The sequence below is a fragment of the Thalassospira lucentensis genome, assembly GCF_032921865.1.
In the GTDB taxonomy this organism is placed as follows: domain Bacteria; phylum Pseudomonadota; class Alphaproteobacteria; order Rhodospirillales; family Thalassospiraceae; genus Thalassospira; species Thalassospira lucentensis_A.
The window spans coordinates 616,285-638,410 of the sequence record NZ_CP136684.1; the positions used below are offsets into that span (position 1 = coordinate 616,285).

At 56.9% G+C, this 22,126-nt stretch carries 20 protein-coding genes and 1 pseudogene; 15 read left to right on the forward strand and 6 right to left on the reverse strand.

The window, feature by feature from the left end; genetic code table 11:
• Positions 1-5: 5 nt before the first annotated feature.
• The 3 genes from R1T41_RS03510 to R1T41_RS03520 all read right to left on the reverse strand — a co-directional run bounded on the left by R1T41_RS03510 (position 6) and on the right by R1T41_RS03520 (position 3,078).
• On the reverse strand, positions 6-1,172 hold the full coding sequence (locus R1T41_RS03510; RefSeq protein WP_317339990.1) for a homocysteine S-methyltransferase family protein: 1,167 nt from the start codon (positions 1,170-1,172) through the stop codon (positions 6-8).
• Entirely contained in the window at positions 1,120-2,022 is a 903-nt protein-coding gene (gene metF / locus R1T41_RS03515; protein ID WP_097053181.1) for a methylenetetrahydrofolate reductase, read from the reverse strand. Before metF ends, R1T41_RS03510 begins: the two co-directional genes overlap by 53 nt.
• 78 nt (positions 2,023-2,100) lie before the next feature.
• Positions 2,101-3,078, reverse strand: a complete 978-nt coding sequence (locus R1T41_RS03520) for an ArsR/SmtB family transcription factor (RefSeq protein WP_062947792.1) — start codon at positions 3,076-3,078, stop codon at positions 2,101-2,103.
• A 304-nt stretch (positions 3,079-3,382) separates the two neighbouring features.
• Between R1T41_RS03520 and R1T41_RS03525 the strand changes: the two genes are divergently transcribed.
• Entirely contained in the window at positions 3,383-4,168 is a 786-nt protein-coding gene (locus R1T41_RS03525; protein WP_317339993.1) for a VacJ family lipoprotein, read from the forward strand.
• 14 nt (positions 4,169-4,182) lie between these two features.
• Positions 4,183-4,830, forward strand: a complete 648-nt coding sequence (locus R1T41_RS03530; RefSeq protein WP_249278154.1) for a phospholipid-binding protein MlaC — start codon at positions 4,183-4,185, stop codon at positions 4,828-4,830.
• 132 nt (positions 4,831-4,962) lie between these two features.
• Here the strand turns inward: R1T41_RS03530 and ettA are convergent.
• A pseudogene (gene ettA, locus R1T41_RS03535) lies at positions 4,963-6,646 on the reverse strand (energy-dependent translational throttle protein EttA).
• 538 nt (positions 6,647-7,184) lie between these two features.
• Here ettA and R1T41_RS03540 point away from each other — a divergent pair.
• The 8 genes from R1T41_RS03540 (at position 7,185) to modC (ending at position 15,279) form a co-directional block, all read left to right on the forward strand.
• Positions 7,185-7,442, forward strand: a complete 258-nt coding sequence (locus tag R1T41_RS03540; protein ID WP_062947798.1) for a DUF4212 domain-containing protein — start codon at positions 7,185-7,187, stop codon at positions 7,440-7,442.
• Between the two features lie 35 nt (positions 7,443-7,477).
• Positions 7,478-9,244, forward strand: coding sequence for a sodium:solute symporter family protein (locus R1T41_RS03545; protein WP_062947800.1), 1,767 nt, complete (start codon positions 7,478-7,480; stop codon positions 9,242-9,244).
• A 114-nt stretch (positions 9,245-9,358) separates the two neighbouring features.
• Entirely contained in the window at positions 9,359-11,227 is a 1,869-nt protein-coding gene (locus R1T41_RS03550; protein WP_317339997.1) for a DUF294 nucleotidyltransferase-like domain-containing protein, read from the forward strand.
• A 2-nt stretch (positions 11,228-11,229) separates the two neighbouring features.
• Complete coding sequence (locus R1T41_RS03555; protein WP_317339999.1) at positions 11,230-11,919, forward strand: exonuclease domain-containing protein; 690 nt, start codon at positions 11,230-11,232, stop codon at positions 11,917-11,919.
• Between the two features lie 75 nt (positions 11,920-11,994).
• Positions 11,995-12,510 (forward strand): hypothetical protein, encoded by a 516-nt coding sequence (locus tag R1T41_RS03560; RefSeq protein ID WP_062960752.1) that lies wholly within the window; start codon positions 11,995-11,997, stop codon positions 12,508-12,510.
• 169 nt (positions 12,511-12,679) lie between these two features.
• On the forward strand, positions 12,680-13,468 hold the full coding sequence (gene modA / locus R1T41_RS03565; RefSeq protein WP_317340002.1) for a molybdate ABC transporter substrate-binding protein: 789 nt from the start codon (positions 12,680-12,682) through the stop codon (positions 13,466-13,468).
• Between the two features lie 6 nt (positions 13,469-13,474).
• Complete coding sequence (modB, locus tag R1T41_RS03570) at positions 13,475-14,167, forward strand: molybdate ABC transporter permease subunit (RefSeq protein WP_317340004.1); 693 nt, start codon at positions 13,475-13,477, stop codon at positions 14,165-14,167.
• Positions 14,164-15,279: a molybdenum ABC transporter ATP-binding protein gene (gene modC, locus R1T41_RS03575; RefSeq protein ID WP_317340006.1), complete on the forward strand. Its 1,116-nt coding sequence runs from the start codon at positions 14,164-14,166 to the stop codon at positions 15,277-15,279. The genes modB and modC overlap by 4 nt, the downstream gene beginning before the upstream one ends.
• Here the strand turns inward: modC and R1T41_RS03580 are convergent.
• The gene (locus R1T41_RS03580; protein ID WP_317340007.1) at positions 15,276-15,656 is read right to left on the reverse strand and encodes a winged helix-turn-helix domain-containing protein; all 381 of its coding nucleotides are present in this window, start codon (positions 15,654-15,656) and stop codon (positions 15,276-15,278) included. The genes modC and R1T41_RS03580 overlap by 4 nt on opposite strands.
• A gap of 66 nt (positions 15,657-15,722) precedes the next feature.
• Entirely contained in the window at positions 15,723-16,670 is a 948-nt protein-coding gene (locus R1T41_RS03585; RefSeq protein ID WP_317340009.1) for a 2-hydroxyacid dehydrogenase, read from the reverse strand.
• 245 nt (positions 16,671-16,915) lie between these two features.
• Between R1T41_RS03585 and R1T41_RS03590 the strand changes: the two genes are divergently transcribed.
• From R1T41_RS03590 to R1T41_RS03605, 5 genes are all read left to right on the forward strand, one after another.
• Positions 16,916-18,169: a sarcosine oxidase subunit beta family protein gene (locus R1T41_RS03590; protein WP_062960757.1), complete on the forward strand. Its 1,254-nt coding sequence runs from the start codon at positions 16,916-16,918 to the stop codon at positions 18,167-18,169.
• Between the two features lie 11 nt (positions 18,170-18,180).
• Entirely contained in the window at positions 18,181-18,501 is a 321-nt protein-coding gene (locus tag R1T41_RS03595; RefSeq protein ID WP_062960758.1) for a sarcosine oxidase subunit delta, read from the forward strand.
• Positions 18,498-19,754 carry an FAD-dependent oxidoreductase gene (locus R1T41_RS21940; protein WP_411045479.1) on the forward strand — a complete coding sequence of 419 codons (1,257 nt, stop codon included), beginning with the start codon at positions 18,498-18,500 and terminating at the stop codon, positions 19,752-19,754. Before R1T41_RS03595 ends, R1T41_RS21940 begins: the two co-directional genes overlap by 4 nt.
• A gap of 159 nt (positions 19,755-19,913) precedes the next feature.
• Positions 19,914-21,491, forward strand: coding sequence for a glycine cleavage T C-terminal barrel domain-containing protein (locus R1T41_RS21945; protein WP_411045480.1), 1,578 nt, complete (start codon positions 19,914-19,916; stop codon positions 21,489-21,491).
• A 32-nt stretch (positions 21,492-21,523) separates the two neighbouring features.
• Positions 21,524-22,075 carry a sarcosine oxidase subunit gamma gene (locus tag R1T41_RS03605; protein WP_317340011.1) on the forward strand — a complete coding sequence of 184 codons (552 nt, stop codon included), beginning with the start codon at positions 21,524-21,526 and terminating at the stop codon, positions 22,073-22,075.
• The last annotated feature ends 51 nt before the right edge of the window (positions 22,076-22,126 follow it).

A 22,126-nucleotide genomic window follows, 5' to 3' on the forward strand; every position in this document is an offset into this window, starting at 1 on the left:
CGGCATCAGGCGGCGTTGAACGGCTCAAGGCCCGAAAGGCGCATTTTCGGCTCGATCACGGGCAGTTTGCGCGGATTGGCATTTGCCACCGCATCGGCAATCGCCTTGATATGGGGCGGCGTCGTGCCACAGCAGCCGCCCAGCAGATTGACCATGCCGGTATCGGCCCATTCCTTGACCAAAGCCGCCATTTCGGCATCCGACTGGTCATATTCGCCAAATTCGTTGGGCAGGCCCGCATTGGGATAAACCGAAACCCGGCATTCGGCAATGCGTGACAGTTCCTGAACATAGGGGCGCAACTGTGCCGCCCCCAATGCGCAGTTAAGCCCGATCGAGAACGGCTTGGCATGACGGACCGAATTGTAAAACGCCTCGGTGGTCTGTCCCGAAAGGGTCCGGCCCGACGCATCGGTGATCGTGCCCGAAATCAGAACCGGCACATCTTCACCGCGTTCTTCAAGCACTTCGTCGATGGCAAACAGGGCCGCCTTGGCATTGAGCGTATCGAAAATGGTTTCCACCAGAAGCGCATCCGCCCCGCCATCCAGAAGACCATTGACGGCTTCCTTATAAGCTTCGCGTAGCTGATCGAAGTTAACACCGCGGAAACCCGGATTGTTCACATCGGGCGAAATCGATGCGGTGCGGTTGGTCGGGCCGATGGCACCATTGACAAAGCGCACATCGCCGGGATGGGCGGCTTCCCATTCATCACAGGCCGCACGCGCGATTTTCGCACTTTCGTAATTGATCTCGTAGGCAAGGCTTTCCATACCGTAATCGGCCTGCGCAATTGTCGTCGCACTAAAGGTATTGGTCCCCTGAAGGTCCGCACCCGCGGCAATATATTGCAGATGGATATCCTTGATGATGTCAGGCCGGGTCAGGGACAGCAGATCGTTATTGCCCTTCAGATCCTGTTTCCAATCGGCAAAGCGTTCGCCGCGATAATCTTCCTCGCTCAGCTTGTGCTTCTGGATCATGGTGCCCATCGCACCATCAAGGATCAGGATTTTGTTCTCGGCCCGTTTACGCAGCAGGGCAATGCGTTCCTTGCGGTCATTCATCATCGTCATCCAGTCGTTTTGATCATGCAGGCTGTTTGGGCGGGCCGGTTCAGGCAGCAGCCTGTGCAACACCGCGAATACCCAGCGCATGACAGATGGCATATGTCAGTTCGGCACGGTTTAGCGTGTAGAAGTGGAAATCGGTAACACCCTCGGCCATCAGGCCCTCGACCTGTGAAATGGCTTCGTGGAAGGCAACCATGCGGCGCGTGTCGGGATCTTCGTCAAGGTCTTCAAACCGCCAATGCAGGCGCTTGGGCACCGATGCCCCGCACATATCGGCAAATTTCAAAAGCGATCCGAAATTGGTCACCGGCAGGATGCCCGGCACAATCGGTGCGGTGATCCCGGCAGCAGCACATTTGTCGCGGAACCGAAGGAAAACCTCGTTATCAAAGAAGAACTGCGTGATCGCGCGGTTCGCCCCGGCGTCGATCTTGTGCTTCAGATATTCGATTTCGAAATCGGCATTGGGGGCATCCGGGTGGGTTTCCGGATAGGCCGAAACCGAAATATCGAAATCCGCAATCCGTTTAAGCCCCTCGACCAGATCAACCGCATAAGGATATCCCCCCGGCGTCGGGACATATTTATCGCCCGCATCGGGCAGATCCCCGCGCAGGGCAACAATCGACCGAATACCTTCATCCCAGTAATTGCGCGCAATACCTTCGATTTCTTCCTTGGTATGGCCAACACAGGTCAGGTGAGCCGCCGCCGGAATGCCGGTTTCGCCCTGAATGCGGGTGACACTGCTATGCGTGCGGTCGCGGGTTGATCCGCCTGCCCCGTAGGTTACCGAAACAAAAGACGGGTTCAGCGGCGCCAGACGGTGGATCGAACGCCACATGGTTTCTTCCATCTTTTCCGTTTTCGGCGGAAAGAATTCGAATGAAACCCGCAAATCGCCATGCGAAGTGCCCTGTGGTGCGATGTCGTTTTTAACCGTCATTCTTTTAATCCTGTCTTGTCGTTCCGGTGGAACGGGTCGTTATGCGTTATTATTGTTGGCGATAAGCCTGCCCGACTATTACTCGGCGGCCTCGTTATTGTTATTTGCCTGCAATGCCTTCTGCCCCTGCTCCGATGCATGTGCGGACCAGATCCGCACCGTCAAGGGTTTGCCGGGCAGGCTTATGACATCACCGGGCGAAAGTTCACATGCGCGAAACCACGTATTGATCGCCCCGTCTTCAAAACCAAGCCGACGGTGCGCGTGCTCCTCGCGCAGTTCCTCACGGTCATGGGTGGCGAAATCAACCACCACCAGCCTGCCATTCGGGGCCAGCACACGGGCGGCTTCGGCAATGGCGGCTTCGGGGCGTTCGGCGTAATGCAGCACCTGATGCAGGGTCACAACGTCAAACATCCCGGCGGGATAGGGCAGTTGATACATATCGGCCTGCCGTACCAGACAGTTTGACAGATCGGCACGCTGCAAGCGCGCCCGGGCAACCGCCAGCATCTCGCGCGACATATCAACGCCGACACCCTCTTCGGCCGTTTTGCCCAGAAGTTCCAGAATCCGGCCCGTGCCGGTACCGATATCAAGAATCCGGCCGCCGGAAAGATCGCCGATGGCATCAATCAGGGCCTGCTCGACGACCGTTTCATCAATATGAAGCGACCGGATGCGATCCCAGTCATCGGCATTGGCCCGGAAATATTCGCGGGCAATCTGTTCGCGCTGCGCCTTGACCTGCTCCAGCCGGGCACGATCCAGGGCCAGTATCTCGTCACTTTCAGGCAGAAGGGCAAGAACCGGCTGAACCAGTTCCGCACCGGGGCCGCTATTGGGGGTGCGATAAAATACCCAGGTGCCTTCACGGAATCGGACAAGCAACCCGGCTTCGCACAGCAGTTTAAGATGGCGCGACACACGCGGCTGGCTCTGCCCGATGATCTGGGTGATCTCGCTGACGGTCAGTTCGCATTCGGCACAGATCGCCAACAGGCGAAGCCGTGTCGCTTCTGCCGCCGCGCGCAATCTCGCAAGAACCTGTTCCATTTCAGCGCCTCCATTGATCTGACCAAAGATATAAAGATATGTTTATATTTAATCAAGACCTATTTACCCACTCAAAAGGAGTATGGCAAAAAGGCAACATGCCAAATCCCATTGATCAGGCTCATAATTTTGTGTGCTGGCGTTTAAAACTTCCCTATGCTAACCACATGAATATCTGAGACGTGTGCATCGCACATTCCTGTTTTCTTCGCGGGCAGCAGGTTGGGTAATGTTCTTGAAGTCCCGATTTCAAGGGCGTCTCGGGGTCGGGGAAAGTTTGTATCGAAATCGTTTGGCAAAAATAATGAAACTTCGAACTTTGCTTTCGCTGTGCGCTGGTGCATCTCTGTCCATGCTGACAGCATGCGCGTCCACCCAGCCGGCACAGGACACAAGTGACTATGACCCCCTCGAACCGGTAAACCGGGTCGTTCACGGGGTGAATGGTGCCGTTGATTTTATGGTCCTTTACCCCGCCGCCATGTGGTATCGCGACATCGCGCCCCAACCGGTCAAAACCGCCGTCCGCAGCTTTGTGCGCAATATCGGTGAACCGGTCAATGCGCTGAACTCGCTGCTTCAGGGTGACCCTGATCAGGCCGCTAACTCGGTGCAGCGCTTCATCATGAACACCACGATCGGCTTCCTTGGTTTCAATGATGTGGCTGCCGATTTCGGCATCGCCTATCATTCCGAAGATTTCGGCCAAACTCTTGGCCATTACGGCATCGGTGGCGGTCCTTACATCGTCCTGCCGCTGCTTGGTCCGTCGAACCTGCGTGATACCGCCGGTATTGCGGTCGATTATGTAAGCAATCCGCTGACCTGGGGCAGCCGGAACAGCGAAACCCTTGATACGCTCTATCTCGGTTCGCTGGCTCTGACCGCACTCAATGCGCGCTACAGCACGCTCAACCAGCTTAACGAATTGCAACAAACCTCGATTGACTATTATGCTGCTTTGCGTAGCCTCTATCGTCAGCAACGTAACGCCGCCATTCGCAACGGCGCAGAACCTTCTGCACCGGAATTCGAAGACGAAAGCGCTTCTGCCGACTTTGATGACGCGTTTGAAGCAGCAGCAAATTAATGGTTCGATCGAACATGAAAAGCAGAATTGCGATTCCCGCTTTGGCGGCAGCAATCGTCAGCGTGACCGGCCTTATGGCCGGTCCTGCATTTGCAGGTAACGCGACTTCCGCATCGTCCCATACGGTCGAAGTCGCAGCCAGCCGCAGTGCAACCGACGTCATCAAAACCCTTGCGAGCGAGGCAATTGTCGGCCTGACCGATCAATCGCTTAGCAACGACACCCGCCGACAGAACTTTGTCGCGCTGATGGATCGTTACTTCGCAATGGATGTGATTTCCCGGTTTGTCCTCGGGCGCTATTGGCGCTCCATCTCCGAGGAAGAACTCAACGAGTTCGCCGACCTCCTGCAGGACTATCTGGCCCTTAACTATGCCAGCCAGTTCAAGGATTTCAATGGCGAGCAGTTCGTTGTCGGCGACGAGAAACAGCAGAACAAGGATACGTTCGTCAACTCGCAGTTCGTCCGCCCGGACGGCCCGCCGGTGTCGATCGTCTGGCGTCTGCGCGAATTCGGTGATGAATATAAAATCATTGATGTGACCGTCGAAGGCCTCAGCATGGGCATCACCCAGCGCGACGAATTTACCGCTGTCATCCAGAAAAATGGTGGCGAGGTTTCCGCCCTGACAGAAAACCTGCGGGCGAAAGTCGGAAAATAATTCCGTCGCAACCGGAACAGAAATCAAAAGCCACCGGCGATGATTTGCCGGTGGCTTTTTTCATGCTTGCGGCCCGAATGCCAACCCAAGATGCCCGCAAAGAAAAGGCCGCCCGATGGGCGGCCTTTGTCATTAACCGCGGGTCAGCGGCTTGTATTTGATGCGATGCGGACGATCCGCCGCGTCGCCATAGCGGCGTTTGTAATCCGCTTCATATTCCTGATAGTTGCCTTCGAACCATTCGACATGCGAATTGCCCTCATAGGCTAGGATGTGGGTCGCGATACGGTCAAGGAAGAAACGATCGTGCGAGATAACCACGGCACAACCGGCAAATTCCAGCAGACCTTCTTCAAGCGCACGCAGCGTATCGACATCAAGATCGTTGGTCGGTTCGTCAAGCAGCAGAACGTTCGCGCCCGATTTCAGCATCTTGGCAAGGTGAACGCGGTTACGTTCACCACCTGAAAGCTGCCCGACTTTCTTCTGCTGATCGGCCCCTTTGAACGCGAACTGCGATACATAGGCACGCGAGCTCATCGGACGTTTGCCCAGAAGGATTTCGTCCAGCCCGTCAGAAACTTCCTGCCAGACGGTTTTGTTCGGATCAAGCGAGTTCACGCGACTGATCGACATAGCCCATCTTGACGGTTTCACCGATCTTGAGCGTACCGGCATCCGGTTTATCACTGCCAGTCAGCATCTTGAACAAAGTGGTTTTACCCGCACCGTTCGGACCGATCACACCAACGATGCCCCCCGGCGGCAGACGGAAATGCAGATCATCAAACAGAAGCTTGTCACCAAATGCCTTGGTCAGACCTTCGGCCGTGATCACCTCGTTACCAAGGCGTTCGGCAATCGGAATAACAATCTTGGTTGAATCCGGAACCGCCTTGGCGGCTTCCGCAACGAGATCGTCATAGGCACGGACACGGGCCTTGGATTTCGCCTGACGGCCTTTCGGGTTCTGACGGATCCAGTCCAGTTCGGATGCAAGCTGTTTCTGACGGCTGCCTTCCTGACGGGCTTCCTGATCCAGACGCTTCTGCTTCTGTTCGAGCCAGGATGAATAGTTGCCTTCGTACGGGATGCCCTGACCACGGTCGAGTTCAAGGATCCAGCCGGTAACGTTATCAAGGAAGTAACGATCGTGGGTGACCAGAATGACAGTGCCCTGATAATCTTCAAGGTGACGTTCCAGCCACGCAACCAATTCCGCATCCAGATGGTTGGTCGGTTCGTCAAGCAGCAGGATATCAGGCTTTGCCAGCAACAGACGGCAAAGCGCAACGCGGCGGCGCTCACCACCCGAAAGCTTGCTTACGTCGGAATCCTTGGGCGGGCAGCGCAGCGCGTCCATGGCGATATCAAGCGTCCGCTCAAGATCCCAGCCATTGGCCGCATCAATGCGTTCCTGCAATTCGCCCTGCTCGGCGAGGAGATTGTTCATCTCGTCGTCGGTCATCGGCTCGCCAAACGCCATGCTGATTTCGTTAAAGCGCGCCAGATCGTCAACAATCTGACCACAGCCTTCCATAACGTTACCCAGAACGTCCTTTGCCGGGTTCAGCTGCGGTTCCTGTTCAAGGTAACCAACACGGACACCCTCGGCAGGCCAGGCTTCACCCGAAAAATCCTTTTCGATACCCGCCATGATTTTAAGCAGGGTCGATTTACCGGCACCGTTGTTCCCGAGAACACCGATCTTCACACCCGGCAGGAAGGACAGCGTGATGCCTTTGAAAAGTTCACGACCACCCGGAAGGATCTTGGTCAGGTCCTTCATGACGTAAATATACTGGTAGGATGCCATTAAATTCCCCATCCAAAATGTGAGAAATCCCGGACCATGCCGGGACATGCGGATCATCGCATTGCGACCATCCAGAAAGCTTTGCCCGTTTGTAACCGACCGGCCCCTTACAAACAATGACAAACAACGGCAATCACTGTGATGCGCTTTGAATGTGTGCGGGTGGAAACGACGCGGGCCAAAACGCGTCGCAAAACACCCCGTTCGGGGCAAAATCAACCGTTAATAATGCAGAATCAAACAAATATGCGCGTATTTCGATTAAAAACAGCATGTCATTGTGCAGCGCCGAACAATGTCGAAAAAATGGCGGATTTTGTGGGTTTTTTCAGTGTTTCCAGCAGGTTGGGGAACGCAGGAGCACTAATATATACGACTAATGATTAGCTTCTGGCGCATTCTGAAAACTGTTATCGAATTTGTTGGCAATGGTGTGTGCAGACGCCACCACTGCATCAAAAGCAGGCGGACCGGGACAAAAAAGAACTCAATAACCGGTCGGCAGGGAAGTTTTCATTTTCTAGGAAGGAGACGCGCTATGGATGAGCAAAGCGCAGCCTACTGGAAGCGAAACGTAAAACTGGTGACCACTTTGCTGATCATCTGGTTTGTCGTTTCCTACGGTTTCGGCATCTTGTTTGTCGATGCGATGAACAGCATCAAGATTGCGGGCTTTGAGCTCGGATTCTGGTTTGCCCAGCAAGGGTCCATTTACGTCTTTGTCGCGTTGATTTTCGTCTACGTGAGCAAGATGAACAAACTGGACCGTGAATTCGACGTTCACGAAGACGACTGACGTCAACAAAGTTCCGGATCCGGGGAGACAGACAAATGGATCTTACTACCCTTACCTATATTGTCGTCGGTCTGAGTTTCGCGCTGTATATCGGCATCGCGATCTGGGCCAAGGCAAGCACCACCGGCGAGTTTTATGTCGCTGGCAAGGGCGTTAACCCGGTCGTCAACGGTATGGCGACCGCCGCAGACTGGATGTCTGCTGCATCCTTCATTTCAATGGCCGGCCTGATTGCCTTCCTTGGCTATGGCGGCTCGGTTTACCTGATGGGCTGGACCGGCGGCTACTGCCTGCTGGCAATGCTTCTGGCACCTTACCTGCGTAAGTACGGCAAATTCACCGTGCCGGAATTCATCGGCGACCGTTACTATTCCAAAGCAGCGCGTATCGTTGCCGTTATCTGCCTGATCTTCATCTCGTTCACCTATGTTGCAGGCCAGATGCGCGGCGTTGGTATCGTGTTCTCGCGCTTCCTCGAAGTCGAAATCCTGACCGGCCTGATCGTCGGCATGGGCATCGTCTTCATCTATGCCGTTCTTGGCGGCATGAAGGGCATCACCTACACCCAGGTGGCACAGTATTGCGTGCTGATCATTGCCTATACCATTCCGGCAATCTTCATCGCCTTCCAGCTTACCGGCAATCCGCTGCCGCAGCTGGCATTCGGTTCCACGGTTAACGGCACGGGCGATTACATGCTCGACCGTCTGAACCAGATCGTGACCGAACTGGGCTTCCTTGAATATACCACCACCAGCAAATCGACGATCGACATCTTCTGCATCACGCTTGCGCTGATGGTCGGTACGGCAGGTCTGCCGCACGTTATCGTCCGCTTCTTCACGGTTCCGAAGGTCCGCGATGCGCGTTCTTCGGCCGGTTGGGCACTGGTCTTCATCGCGATCCTTTACACCACTGCCCCGGCAGTTGGCGCAATGGCTCGCCTGAACCTGACCGAAACCGTCCAGATCGGCGCCGTTGGCGATCCGGAAGGCAACCTTAAAGTCGAAGATCGTCCGGACTGGATGAGCCGTTGGGAAGCCACCGGCCTCCTGAAATTCGAAGACAAAAACGGCGATGGCCGTATCCAGTACTATAACGATGCCAACAAGGACTTTGCCGCCAAAGCCGCCGAATATGGCTGGGCCGGTAACGAACTTAAAGTTGACAACGACATCATGGTTCTGGCCAACCCTGAAATCGCACAGCTTCCGAACTGGGTGATTGCCCTTGTCGCTGCCGGTGGTATTGCCGCCGCACTGTCAACGGCAGCCGGTCTGTTGCTTGTGATTTCGTCGGGTATCTCGCATGACCTTCTGAAAGGCACATTGACGCCGGATATGACAGAAGGACAGGAACTGATGGCCGGTCGTATCGCAGCAGCCGTTGCGATCCTGATTGCCGGTTATCTGGGATACAATCCGCCCGGCTTCGTGGCGCAGGTGGTGGCCTTTGCCTTCGGTCTGGCTGCCGCATCGCTGTTCCCGGTTATCATCATGGGGATCTTCTCCAAGAAGGTTAACCGTGAAGGCGCGATTGCCGGGATGCTTGTCGGCCTGGTCTTCACCATGGGTTATATCATGTCCTACAAGGGCATCTTTATCCCGGTGCTGATCGAAAACGTTCCGGCAAACTGGCTGTTCGGCATTTCGCCGGAAGGCATCGGTGTTGTTGGTATGATCCTGAACTTCCTCGTTGCTTTCGGCGTGTCGAAAGTTACGGCGGAACCGCCGGCACATATCCAGCACATGATTGAAGACATCCGCGTTCCGAAAGGAGCCGGTGGCGCCGTTGACCACTAATCGGTCGACTGGTTTGCAAGAAACCTGTTGCTGGCCCCCGGAAGTTATTCCGGGGGCCTTTTCTTTTGCCTCGAAGTCGGGCAACAATGCACCACGACAGGGAGGAATGGTCATATGAGTCTGGAACTAAAAGAAATCAGCGATTTCCTCAAACAGCATCACCCCTTCGATCTGTTGCCAGACGACGTGATCGAGGCGTTGCCAAAGCGCCTTACCGCGCGCTATTTCCGCAAAGGCACCAAAGTCCTCTCACCTGAACAGCAATGCCTGCATCTGCATATTATCCGGACGGGCGGAACCGAAACACGCGATCCCGATGGCCAGCTTCTGGCCCGCCTTGGTGAAGGTGAATGTTTCGGCGTACGCGCGATGTTCCGCAATGGCAAGGCCGCCAACAACATCACCATGCTCGAGGACAGCCTTGTCTATCTGCTGCCCGAAAAGGATTTCCACGATCTGGCGGGGAAATACCCGCAGTTCAATTACTTCTTTGAACAGATGGGCGGTGCCCGCCTTCGCAGCGGCATGCAGTTGCTTGAAAAACGTGATGATGATCAGCTTAAACTGATGTCCATCCGGGTTTCCGATCTGATCGCGCGTGATCTGGTCAGTATCGATATCGGTGCATCTATTCTCGAAGCAGGCAAGCTGATGAGTGCCGAACGGGTTTCCTGCCTGCTGATCACGCAAAACGGGGACGAGGTTGCCGGTATCATGACCGACCGTGACCTGCGCAACCGCGTTGTTGCCGAAGCCCGATCCTTTGACGAACCGGTGACAAATATCATGACCCCGAACCCGATCAGCATCGGGCCGGACGATTATGCCTTTGACGCGCTTCTGACCATGACGCGCAACAATGTCCGTCACCTTCCGGTGATGAAGGATGGCAAGGCAATCGGCGTGATTACCACCAACAACCTGCTGGCGCGCCAATCGCTTTCCGCCGTCCACATGGTGGGCCGCATCCGCAAGATGACCAGACCGGCAGACATGGCAAAGGTCATTGCGCAAATCCCCGAATTGCTCAGCAACCTGATCGAAGCCGGGGCGACATCGCGCAATGCGGGGCATATCGTCACCACCCTTTCGGATGCGGCAACATCGCGCCTGCTGCAACTGGCCGAGGAAAAATTTGGCCCGCCGCCTGTCCCTTATGTCTGGATGGCGGGTGGATCACAGGGGCGGCAGGAACAGACCGCCCTTTCGGATCAGGATAACTGCCTGATCCTTGATGACGCCTATGATCCCGAACAGCACGGGGATTATTTCAAATCACTGGCCGATTTTGTCTGTGATGGCCTTGATACCGTCGGCTACATCTATTGCCCCGGCGAGATGATGGCGAAAACCGACGAATGGCGTCAGCCTGTCCGTGTCTGGCAGCAATATTTCAACAAATGGATCGAACAGCCCGAGCCAAAGGCCCTGATGCTGTGTTCCGTCTGGTTCGACCTGCGGGTGATCCATGGGACACGTGCGATCTTTGAAGACCTGCATCGGATGATTGTCACCAAGGCAAAGGGCAACCGCATTTTCCTGGCCTATATGGTTGGCAACGCCCTCACCCATCATGTGCCGCTTGGCTTCTTTAAAAACTTTGTCATGATCCGTGGCGGCGAACATGATCGCACGCTGGATATGAAACATAACGGCGTGGTGCCGATTGTCGATATCGCGCGCATCCATGCGCTTGCGAACGGCATTGACGTGGTCAATACCTATGAACGGCTCGAGGCCGCGATGGCCTTCCCCTCGATCAGCAAACAGGGGGCATCCGACCTTCTGGATGCGTTTGAATTCATCAGCATAACGCGCCTGAAACATCAGGTCCGGCAAATTCGTGACGGGGATCGCCCCGATAACTTCCTGCATCCCGAAAGCCTGTCGGCATTTGAACGCACCCATCTGAAAGATGCGTTTTCGGTGATCAAGAATCTCCAGGCCGCCCTTGAAAGCGCCTTTGGCAAAAGCGGGACATAACAATGGGCCTGCGTCAGAAAATCATCGATAGCGACTTTTACCGCCAGATTGTCCAGCGTCGGGCAACCGGGCCGCTTCGCGCCTATTACGATATCCCTGCCGCCGATCCCGATACGCCGGTCCGCGATGTCGAATTTGTCGCCCTTGATCTGGAAACCACCGGCCTTGATCCGAAACAGGATGAAATCGTTTCGATTGGCCTTGTGATCATTCGCCGCCTTGAAGTCGATTTTTCAAGCTGCCAGCATCTTCTGGTACGCCCCAAAAAGGAACTCAGCGAAAGCTCGGTGATCGTGCATCGCATTTTCGATACCGATGTCGAACAGGCACCCGATATCGAAATCGCGCTGGCCCATATCCTGCCGATTCTGGCCGGGCGGGTTCTGGTGGCCCATCACGCACCGATTGAACTGGGCTTTCTTGGTCATGCCTGCAAACGTTACTTTGGCGCATCCCTGCAAATGCCGACCGTCGATACGCTGGTACTGGCCCTTCGCGATCTGCACCGGCAGGGGCAACCGATGAAGGCCGGGGCGCTGAAACTGGAATCACTGCGCCATACCCACAACCTGCCGCCGTATCGCGTTCACAATGCCCTTTCCGATGCGATTGCCGCATCGGGCCTGTTTCTGGCACAGATTGCCAAGCGTGATCCGAAAGGTGAACTTGAGCTTCGCCGCGTGCTGCGCTAATCCGTTATCAGGGGAAACGGGAACACCCGCCAGACTGATCAAGTCATAACAATAAATCAGGGGACTTCGCGCCGGATGTATGTGTTTATTCTGACGACCGTTGTGGTCGGTTTTGCCTGTGCCGGTGTCGTCATGCTGCTGTTTCGCCTGTGGGGGCGAAAGGCACCGAAATATGTCATTCCATTTGTCGCGGCAATCGGCATGTTTGCCTACATGATCTGGGACGAATATAGCTGGTTTGATCGCTATTCGTCACGCCTGCCGGGACAGATCAGCATCGTGCAGACTTTTGCCGACGAAAATCCGTTTGCACCCTGGACGCTGATTTCAGCCCCAGTTAACCGCTTCACCGCCATCGACAGCGAAAAGATTGTCGTTAATCCGGATAACCCCGATCAGAAGCGGGTCACCACCCTGCTGCTTAAAAAGGGTGCCGAAACGCTCGCCCTTACCCATCTGGTGGAATGCGGTGCGAACAGGCGCGGATATATCACCGCCCAAACCGAACTGGATGCCAACGGTTTCCCGACCGGAATTGATGAATGGTTCGCCATGAATGACGACGATCCGCTGCGATCGGTCTGCAACTGAACCGGATATTCCAACCATTCAAGACAGGGATCGGCATTGCCGGTCCTTTCTTTTTGGCGATCCCGACCGGTTTCGTCCTGACGGTGCAGGTGGTTGACGCCCCGCTATATTTCATGAAATATAGCGGGGATTGTTACCCCTTCCCAACCCCATCAGCACGGTTTTTCTCATGCGCCATCTGATCCAAACCGGTCTTGCTTCCCTGCTGCTTCTGGCTGCCGCAACCACCGCCCGCGCCGAGGAAATCACGGTCTTTGCCGCCGCCAGCCTCACCGATGCCATGACACAGGTAGCCCAAAGCTATGCCACGGCAACCGGGGACACATTGCAACTATCCTTTGCCAGTTCATCGACACTGGCCCGTCAGATCGCCGCAGGCGCCCCGGCTGATCTCTATATTTCAGCCAATCAGAAATGGATGACCTGGCTTGCCGATCAGAACCTGATTGCCGCCAACAGCCGCCATGACCTTCTGGCCAATGCGCTTGTCCTGATTGCACCCGCCGACAGCGACCTTGCCCCGATCACGATCAATTCCCAAACCGATCTGACCAGACTGATCGGTGACGAGGACCGCATTGCCGTTGGCGACCCGGACCATGTCCCGGCGGGGATTTACGCCAGACAGGCACTTGAAAACCTTGGTCAGTGGGATGCCATCGAACCAAGGCTGGCACGCGCCGATAATGTGCGAGCCGCCCTGGCACTGGTAGAACGGGGCGAGGCACCGCTCGGCATTGTCTATGCCACCGATGCCGCCATCGCGACCGATGTTAAAATCATCGCCACCTTCCCCGAAAACAGTCATCCGGCCATTACCTATCCGGTTGCCATCACCACCGGGCAAACAAACCCCGCCGCGGTAAAATTGCTGGCGTGGCTTTTGGGGGATGACGCGGGCATCATTTTTGCGGAATATGGTTTCAACCGCCCGGCAACCAGCCCGAAGACACAATAACAAACCATGATCACACTCACCGAAGCCGAGATCGAAGCCCTGCTGCTTAGCCTGCGCATTTCCGGCGTGGCGGTGATATGTGCCCTGCCCTTTGCCATTCTGGCCGCATCCCTTCTGGCGCAGGCCCGCTTTCCCGGCAGGATTTTGGTCGATGCCCTGGTGCATCTGCCCCTCATCCTGCCACCGGTTGTGATGGGCTATCTGCTGCTGATCAGTTTTGGCACCCGCGCGCCGCTTGGCGCGTGGTTGCTGGAAACGTTTGATATCCGTCTGATTTTCAGTTGGACCGGGGCGGCACTGGCCGCGGGGATCGTCAGCTTCCCGTTTCAGGTGCGCGCCATCAGGCTGGCACTGGAAAACATCGACCCCGGCCTTTATCACGCCGCCGAAACGCTGGGGGCCGGGCCGGTCGACCGGTTCTTCAGCCTGACATTGCCGCTGGCCCTGCCCGGTATCATTGCCGGGGCGATTACCGCCTTTGCCGCAAGCCTTGGCGAATTTGGGGCCATCATCACATTTGTGTCCAACGTTCCGGGTGAAACACGCACCCTGCCGCTTGCGATCTATACCGCGATCCAGACACCGGGCGGCGAACTGGCCGCCGCACGCCTTGCAGCCATTTCCATCGGACTTGCCCTGATCGGGCTCGTACTTTCGGAATTTGCCATGCGCCATATTCGCAAAAGGGCCCGCGCATGAGCATTTCCGTCGATATCCGCCACAAGATCGGCAAGCTGGACCTGCATGCGCAGTTCGATATTGCCGAGCCCGGCATTACCGCCCTTTTTGGCCCGTCGGGCAGCGGCAAAACCACCATCATCAATGCGATTGCCGGGTTGCTGCGCCCGGATCGGGGGCGGATCACCATCCATGACCGCCCTGTCTATGACAGCATGAAGCGGATCAATCTGGCACCGCGCAAACGCCGGGTTGGCTATGTGTTTCAGGATGCCAGACTGTTCCCGCATCTGAGTGTCGCGGCCAACTTGTTTTACGGCCATAAACGTTGCGACCGGCCCATGAACAAAGCCGCCTACGATGATGTCATCACGATGCTCGGTATCGGCAATCTGCTATCGCGCCGCCCCAACCTTCTTTCCGGCGGCGAGAAACAGCGCGTCTCACTCGGCCGGGCATTGCTCGGCAATCCGGAAATCCTGCTGCTGGACGAACCGCTCTCGGCCCTTGATCAGGGCCGCAAGAACGAGATCATCCCCTATCTGGAAAATCTGCGTGACGCACGGCAATTGCCGATCCTTTATGTCAGCCACGCGATTGATGAAGTCGCCCGTCTGGCCGATCATATGGTGGTGATGGAAGGTGGCAAAACGCTTGCCAGCGGATCGGTGTTTGACATGCTGGGCCGAACCGACCTTGCCCCGCTTGCCGGGCAGTTCGATACGGGAACCGTGCTGCCCGCCACGGTCAAAAGCCGCGACCCGCAGGGTGTCATAAGCTTCCTTGACTGTGCCGGGCAACGATTTGTCGTACCCTTCCTTGGCAAGAAATCCGGAAGCCCGGTGCGCCTGCATATCCGGGCACGTGATGTGATGATCGCCCGGACAGCCCCGACCGGGATAAGCGCCAACAACGTCCTGCCGGTAACGATCCGCGATATCGCCGATAATGGCGGCGATACGCTGGATGTCACACTGGGGCTGGGTCATGACGATACCGGTGAAAACCGCACAATCCATGCCCGCATCACCCAATGGTCGGCAACACGCCTGAAACTTGCCATCGGACAAAGGGTCTTTGCGGTGATCAAATCGGTCACGGTCGACGGGCATTTGCGCGCCGACGATCTTTAAGACCCGTCTTCGGTCGGCGGGGACGGATCATCTGCCAGTTCATCGGCAAGCCTGCGCAACTGATCCGCCAACGCTTCATCCGCACGGGTTTGCGCATCGTCGTAAATCGCAATGATCCGCATCCCCGTCCCGGTCAGGCTGGCCCCGCCACGGCCTGCACCCCCCATCCGGGTTTCAACAACCGGGGCGGCAAAGCTTCTGTTCAATTCTTCAAGCAGCATCCATGCCCGGCGATAGGACATGCCCATCGACCGCGCCGCCGCCGAAATTGACTGTTCACGATCAATCGCGCGCAGCAGATCGATCTTGCCATAACCAAGGCGAACCCCATCGGGCAATTCGATTTTAAGCCGGATTTTAAGGTCGGTTTTTCTCATGACGGACAATCTAGCGCCTTGGTCACATGCGCGCTACTGCCAACCGTAAACCGGGTGCAGATACAATCAGTTAACCGGGCTCACCAGCGTCCCATCGGCAAACCACTGTGCCAGATTATCGACCACCATCTGCGCCATCGCGTCGCGGGTTTCAACCGTGCCACTGGCGTTGTGGGGATACAGCACGACATTGTCAAACTCGGCAAAGGCACGGTCCATATGCGGTTCATTATGGAACACATCAAGCCCCGCCCCGGCAATCACGCCATCCCGAAGTGCCGCAATCAGGGCCGGTTCATCAATCACCGAACCACGGGCGATATTGATGACAAAACCACGCGGGCCAAGTGCCTTCAGGACGTCGGCATTGATGATCCCCTGTGTCGCCGCCCCGCCGGGGCAGGAAACCATCAAAACATCCGCCCAGTTCGCGAGCCCGATCAGATCGGCCTCATAATGATAATCGACCGGTTTTTTGGACCGTCCGAAATAACCGATTTCCATGCCAATCGGCTCCGCCCGCGACGCAATCGCCTGCCCGATCCGGCCAAGCCCGACAATGCCAAGTTTCTTGCCGCGTGCCGTTGTGGTTAACGGCATCGCCCCCTTTTCCGACCATTGTCCGCTGCGCGCCCAATGATCACCAACAACCAGCCGCCGAAGCGTCGCCAGCAGCAGCATGATCGCGGTATCGGCAACATCGTCATTCAAAACATCGGGCGTATTGGAAACGCGAATACCGCGCGCCGTACAGGCCGCGATATCAATCGCATCATAACCGACCCCGAAACTTGTAATGACCCTAAGGTTCGGAAGCTTCCCGATCAGCTCCGTCGGCACCCCGACCCCGGCGGTCGAAACAAGGGCTGTAATCCTGTCCGCCACATTGGCCAGAAACGCATCCTTGTCCGTCGCCTGATCCCAGCGATGCAGTTCATATTTCGCAGCAAGTTCTTCCATATGACGCGGCCGGATGGCCGAAACGACGAGGATATGTTTGTCAGAACGCGACATCGGGGCTTCTCCGTTGGTGGCGGGAGGTCACAGACTAGCGGCATGCAACTTGTAAAACAAGAGAACAGGGCAATTAACAGGCCCGCGCACATGCCCCCTGAACTTGCCACCTGTCGCTGCGCCATTGCACACTACCTGCCCGGATGGCGAATATGTACAACAGATATGACGCAAATATCCAATCGCGACGTCGCAAATTCACATCTAATCGTGCAAAATCATGACACTTGGTGGAGCCGCTTCTCATGACGCATTTTTCTGCTTTGTCGCTGTTAAAGAATGCTCTTACAGGACAAAAGAACTGGCAGGAGCAATGGCCCGACAGCCAACCGAAGGCAGAATATGATGTCGTCATTGTCGGTGCTGGCGGTCACGGGCTTGGCGCGGCCTACTATCTGGCCAAGGAACATGGCATCACCAATGTCGCCGTGATCGACAAGGGTTGGCTGGGTGGCGGCAATACCGGGCGCAACACCACGATCATCCGGTCAAACTATCTTTATGATGAAAGTGCGCGGCTTTATGACCATGCCGTTGATCTCTGGGAAGGTCTTAGCCAGGATCTGAATTACAACGTCATGTTTTCGCGCCGCGGCGTTCTGATGCTCGCACACAATGTTCACGACGTTCAGTCTTTCCAGCGCCACATCCATTCCAACCGCCTGAACGGTGTCGATAACCGCTGGCTCACGGCCGAGGAAGCCAAGGAATTCTGTCCGCCGCTTAATATTTCGCCCAATGCACGCTATCCGGTCGTCGGTGCCGCGCTTCAGATGCGTGCCGGAACCGCCCGCCATGATGCGGTTGCGTGGGGCTATGCGCGCGGGGCATCGCAACGCGGTGTCGACATCATCCAGAACTGCCCGGTCACCGCGATCCGCCGCGGGCCGGATGGCGCGGTCGAAGGTGTTGAAACCGCCAAGGGCTTTATCCGTGCGAAAAAGGTCGCGGTTTCTGCCGCCGGTCACACCAGTGTCGTTATGGAAACCGCCGGTGTGCGCATGCCGCTTGAAAGCTATCCGTTGCAGGCACTGGTATCCGAACCGGTCAAGCCGATCTTCCCCTGTGTCGTCATGTCCAACACCGTGCATGCCTATATCAGCCAGTCGGACAAGGGCGAACTCGTGATCGGGTCGGGCACCGATCAATATACCAGTTATTCGCAACGTGGCGGCCTGCCGCTGATCGAACATACGGTTGCCGCGATCTGCGAGATTTTCCCGATCTTCAACCGCATGCGGATGCTGCGCAAATGGGGCGGCATTGTTGACGTGACCCCGGATCGCTCCCCGATCCTTGGCATGACCCCCGTCCCCGGCCTTTACGTCAATTGCGGCTGGGGCACGGGCGGGTTCAAGGCCACACCGGGGGCTGCCCATACGCTTGCATGGACGGTTGCCAAAGGCACCCCGCATGACATCAACGCCCCCTTCACGCTGGACCGTTTCCGGACCGGCCGTCTGATTGACGAAGCGGCCGCAGCCGCCGTCGCACACTGAGGAGAACGAACATGCTTCTCATCCATTGCCCCTATTGCGATGAAACGCTGCCGGAACTGGAATTCACCTATGGCGGCGAAGCCCATATCGCGCGTCCGGAAAATCCGGCGGACAAAACCGATGATGAATGGCGCGATTTCCTGTTTATCCGCACCAATGTCAAGGGACCGCATTTTGAACGCTGGCGTCATGCCCATGGCTGCGGCCGGTTCTTTAACGCCGTGCGCGACACCGTCTCGGACCGGTTCCTGACGACATACAAGGCAGGCGAACCGCGCCCTGACCTTGCCGTTTTGCTTGAAGATGCCGCAAAGAAGGAGCCTTCGAAATGACCGCTTTCCGTGTTCCGGGGCGTGGCCGGGTCCTTCACAATCGGCCGGTTTCCTTCACCTTTGATGGCGATACCTATCAGGGCCTTGAAGGCGACACTGTCGCATCTGCCCTGATCGCCAATGGTGTTCACCTGATGGGGCGTTCGTTCAAATATCATCGTCCGCGTGGCCCGATTGCGGCGGGATCAGAAGAACCCAATGCCCTGATCGGAACGCGCCGCGGCAAGGGGCAGTTTGAACCCAACACGCGCGCAACCGTGCAGGAAATCTGGAACGGGCTTGAAACCAGCAGCCAGAACAAATATCCCAGCCTGAAATTTGATATCGGCGCGATCAATGACCGCCTTTACATGCTGTTTTCCGCCGGGTTCTATTACAAGACCTTCATGTGGCCACGCTCCTTCTGGGACAAGGTTTACGAGCCCTTCATCCGGGCGGCTGCCGGTCTTGGCGTGTCACCGACCGAACCCGATCCGGACAATTATGCATCCCGTTATCTGCATACCGATATTCTGGTTGTCGGTGCCGGTCCTGCCGGTCTTGCCGCCGCACGTGCCGCGGCGGAATCCGGGCTTCGCGTGACACTGGTCGATGAAAACGCCGAACCGGGCGGAACGATATTAAGCGAACCACAGGCAAAAATTGACGGCAAACCGGCATGGGACTGGCTGGAGACCGAGCTTGATACCCTGACCGACCTTGGTGTCCGGATCATGACCCGCACCACAGCGATTGGCTATTACCATCAGAACATGATCGGCCTGTGTCAGAAACTGACCGATCATCTCGAAAAACCGGCCGCCAGCACCCCGCGGGAACGGATGTGGCGGGTCCGCGCCAAACAGGTCATTCTGGCGCAGGGTGCACTTGAAAAGCCGCTGGTATTTGATGGCAATGATCGTCCGGGCGTGATGCTGGCCGGGTCGGCGCAAACATATCTGAACCGCTATGGCGTGCGTGTCGGAAACAATGTCGTTGTGGTTACCAGCCATGACAGCGCATGGTATGCGGCCTTTGATCTGGCATCGGCCGGAACGAAGATCGAAGCCATTGTCGACACCCGCCCGACCCCGAATGCCGACCTTGTCAAAGAAGCCGCCGCACGCGGGATCACGGTCTTTGCCGGTTATACCGCAACCGGCACCTCGGGCCGCCTGCGCATCAAATCGGTGCGGATCAACAAGGTTGAAAATGGCACCGTTATGGCCGCCCAGACATTGGCTTGCGACAGCCTTCTGGTCTGCGGGGGCTGAACTCCGTCGCTCCATCTGTTTTCCCACACCAAGGGGACGCTTAAATGGGATGACCAAAGCCAGACCTTCCTGCCCGACCGCATTACCGAGGATTGCCAGATCGCCGGTGCCGGGCGTGGCCTTTGGGGGATCGAAGCCGCCCTTAATGACGGGGCCGCGATGGGCGCTACGGCGGCCAGGGCGCTTGGCAAAACCGCCACGGTCAAAACGCTTTCGGTTGCCGATGATCGCCCCGGTTCGGGTGCCAGCCACACCGAACTTCCGACCGACCTTGATGCTGGCAAGGCCCGCGCCTTTGTCGATTATCAGAACGATGTGACGGCCAAGGATCTGCGCCTTGCCGTGCGCGAAGGCATGCGCTCGATCGAGCATGTCAAACGCTACACCACCAATGGCATGGCAACCGATCAGGGCAAGATGTCAAACATCAACGGCCTGAACATTGCCGCCGATGCGCTTGGCAAGAAACAGCCCGAAGTCGGCCTGACCACCTTCCGCCCGCCCTATACCCCGACGACCTTCGGGGCGTTTGTCGGCTATCACAAGGGTGATCATTTCGAGGTCACCCGCAAAACCCCCATCGATAGCTGGGCCGAGGAAAACGGCGCCGTGTTCGAACCGGTCAGCCTGTGGCGTCGTGCATGGTATTTTCCCAAGGACGGCGAGGATATGGACGCCGCCGTGCGTCGCGAATGCCGCGAAACGCGCAAATCGCTTGGCATGTTTGACGCATCAACCCTTGGCAAGATCGAGGTGGTCGGCCCCGATGCGGTTGAATTCATGAACCGCATGTATACCAACCCCTGGACCAAACTTGCCCCCGGTCGCACCCGTTATGGCCTTTTGCTTGGCGATGATGGTTATATCCGCGATGACGGCGTGATTGGCCGTCTGACCGATGACCGTTTCCACATCACCACCACCACCGGTGGGGCGGCGCGCGTCCTGAACATGATGGAAGATTACCTTCAGACGGAATGGCCGGATCTGAAAGTCTGGCTGACCTCGACCACCGAACAATGGGCGACAATTGCGCTGAACGGTCCGAATGCGCGCAATCTTCTGGCCCCGTTTGTCGAGGGGCTCGATATTTCCGACGAAGCCTTCCCGCATATGTCGATTGCCGAATGCTCGGTTGCCGGTTTCCCGGCCCGCCTGTTCCGGGTCAGCTTCACGGGCGAACTTGGCTTTGAGGTCAATGTCCCTGCCCGCCATGGCCGGGCCCTTTGGGAAACGCTGTTCGCGGCGGGTCAGAAATACGATATCTGCCCCTATGGCACCGAAACCATGCATGTCCTGCGTGCCGAAAAGGGCTTCATCATTGTCGGTCAGGATACCGACGGGACGGTGACGCCTTATGACGCGGGTGCCGGATGGGCCGTTGGCAAAAACAAGCCCGACTTTGTCGGGATGCGGGCCCTTAACCGCCCGGACCTGACGGCAGAAGGCCGCAAGCAACTGGTCGGGCTTCTGACCGATGATGGCACGTCCAAACTTGAAGAAGGCGCGCAGATTGTCCTTGATCCGAACCAGCCGATCCCGATGAAGATGGTCGGCCACGTGACATCGTCCTATCACAGCGACGCGGCAGGTCGCCCGATTGCCCTTGCCCTGATCGAAGGCGGCCACGGCAAGACCGGCGAAACGGTTTATATCCCGATGCCGGACCGGACGATCAGGGCCACCATCACCGGCACGGTCTTTTACGACCCCGAAAATGCGCGTCTCAAACTTTAAATTCCAAGGTCATACAAGCGGAGATGACTGCAATGACTGCACATATCGACCTGTCCAAAGCCGGGATACTGGCCGAAAGCTCCGCCGTGCGTGTAGCACTTCTGCCCCCTGTCGCCCGCTTTTCCCTTCGGGCCGCAACGCCGGAACAAAAAGCCCTGTCAAAGGCGCTTGGCATAACCCTCCCGGCCAAAATCGGTCAGTGCGGGCGCAAAGGGGATATTGAAATCATATGCCTTGGCCCGGACGAATGGACGATCATCGCCCCCGAAGATCAGGCAGGAATGATCACCGATGCCTGTGCGGCGATCTATGCCAAAACCCCGCACAGCCTGACGGAAATTTCCGACCGCGAAGTCACCCTGCAAATCACCGGCCCAAAGGCCAGCGACCTTATCACCATCGGATGCCCGCGCGACCTTGATCAGCTACCAACCGGCGAAGCACGCCGCACGGTTTTTGATGGTGTGTCGGCGGTGCTTTGGCGGGATGGCGATCAGGATTACCGCCTCGATCTGTGGCGCTCCTTCGCCCCGCACGTCATCGCCCTTCTGGAAACGGGTTGCGCTGAACTGGCGGGCGAATAGCGCGATGCCCTTATATGAGAAAAGGACTTTCTGGCTGATCTCGCGTCAGCC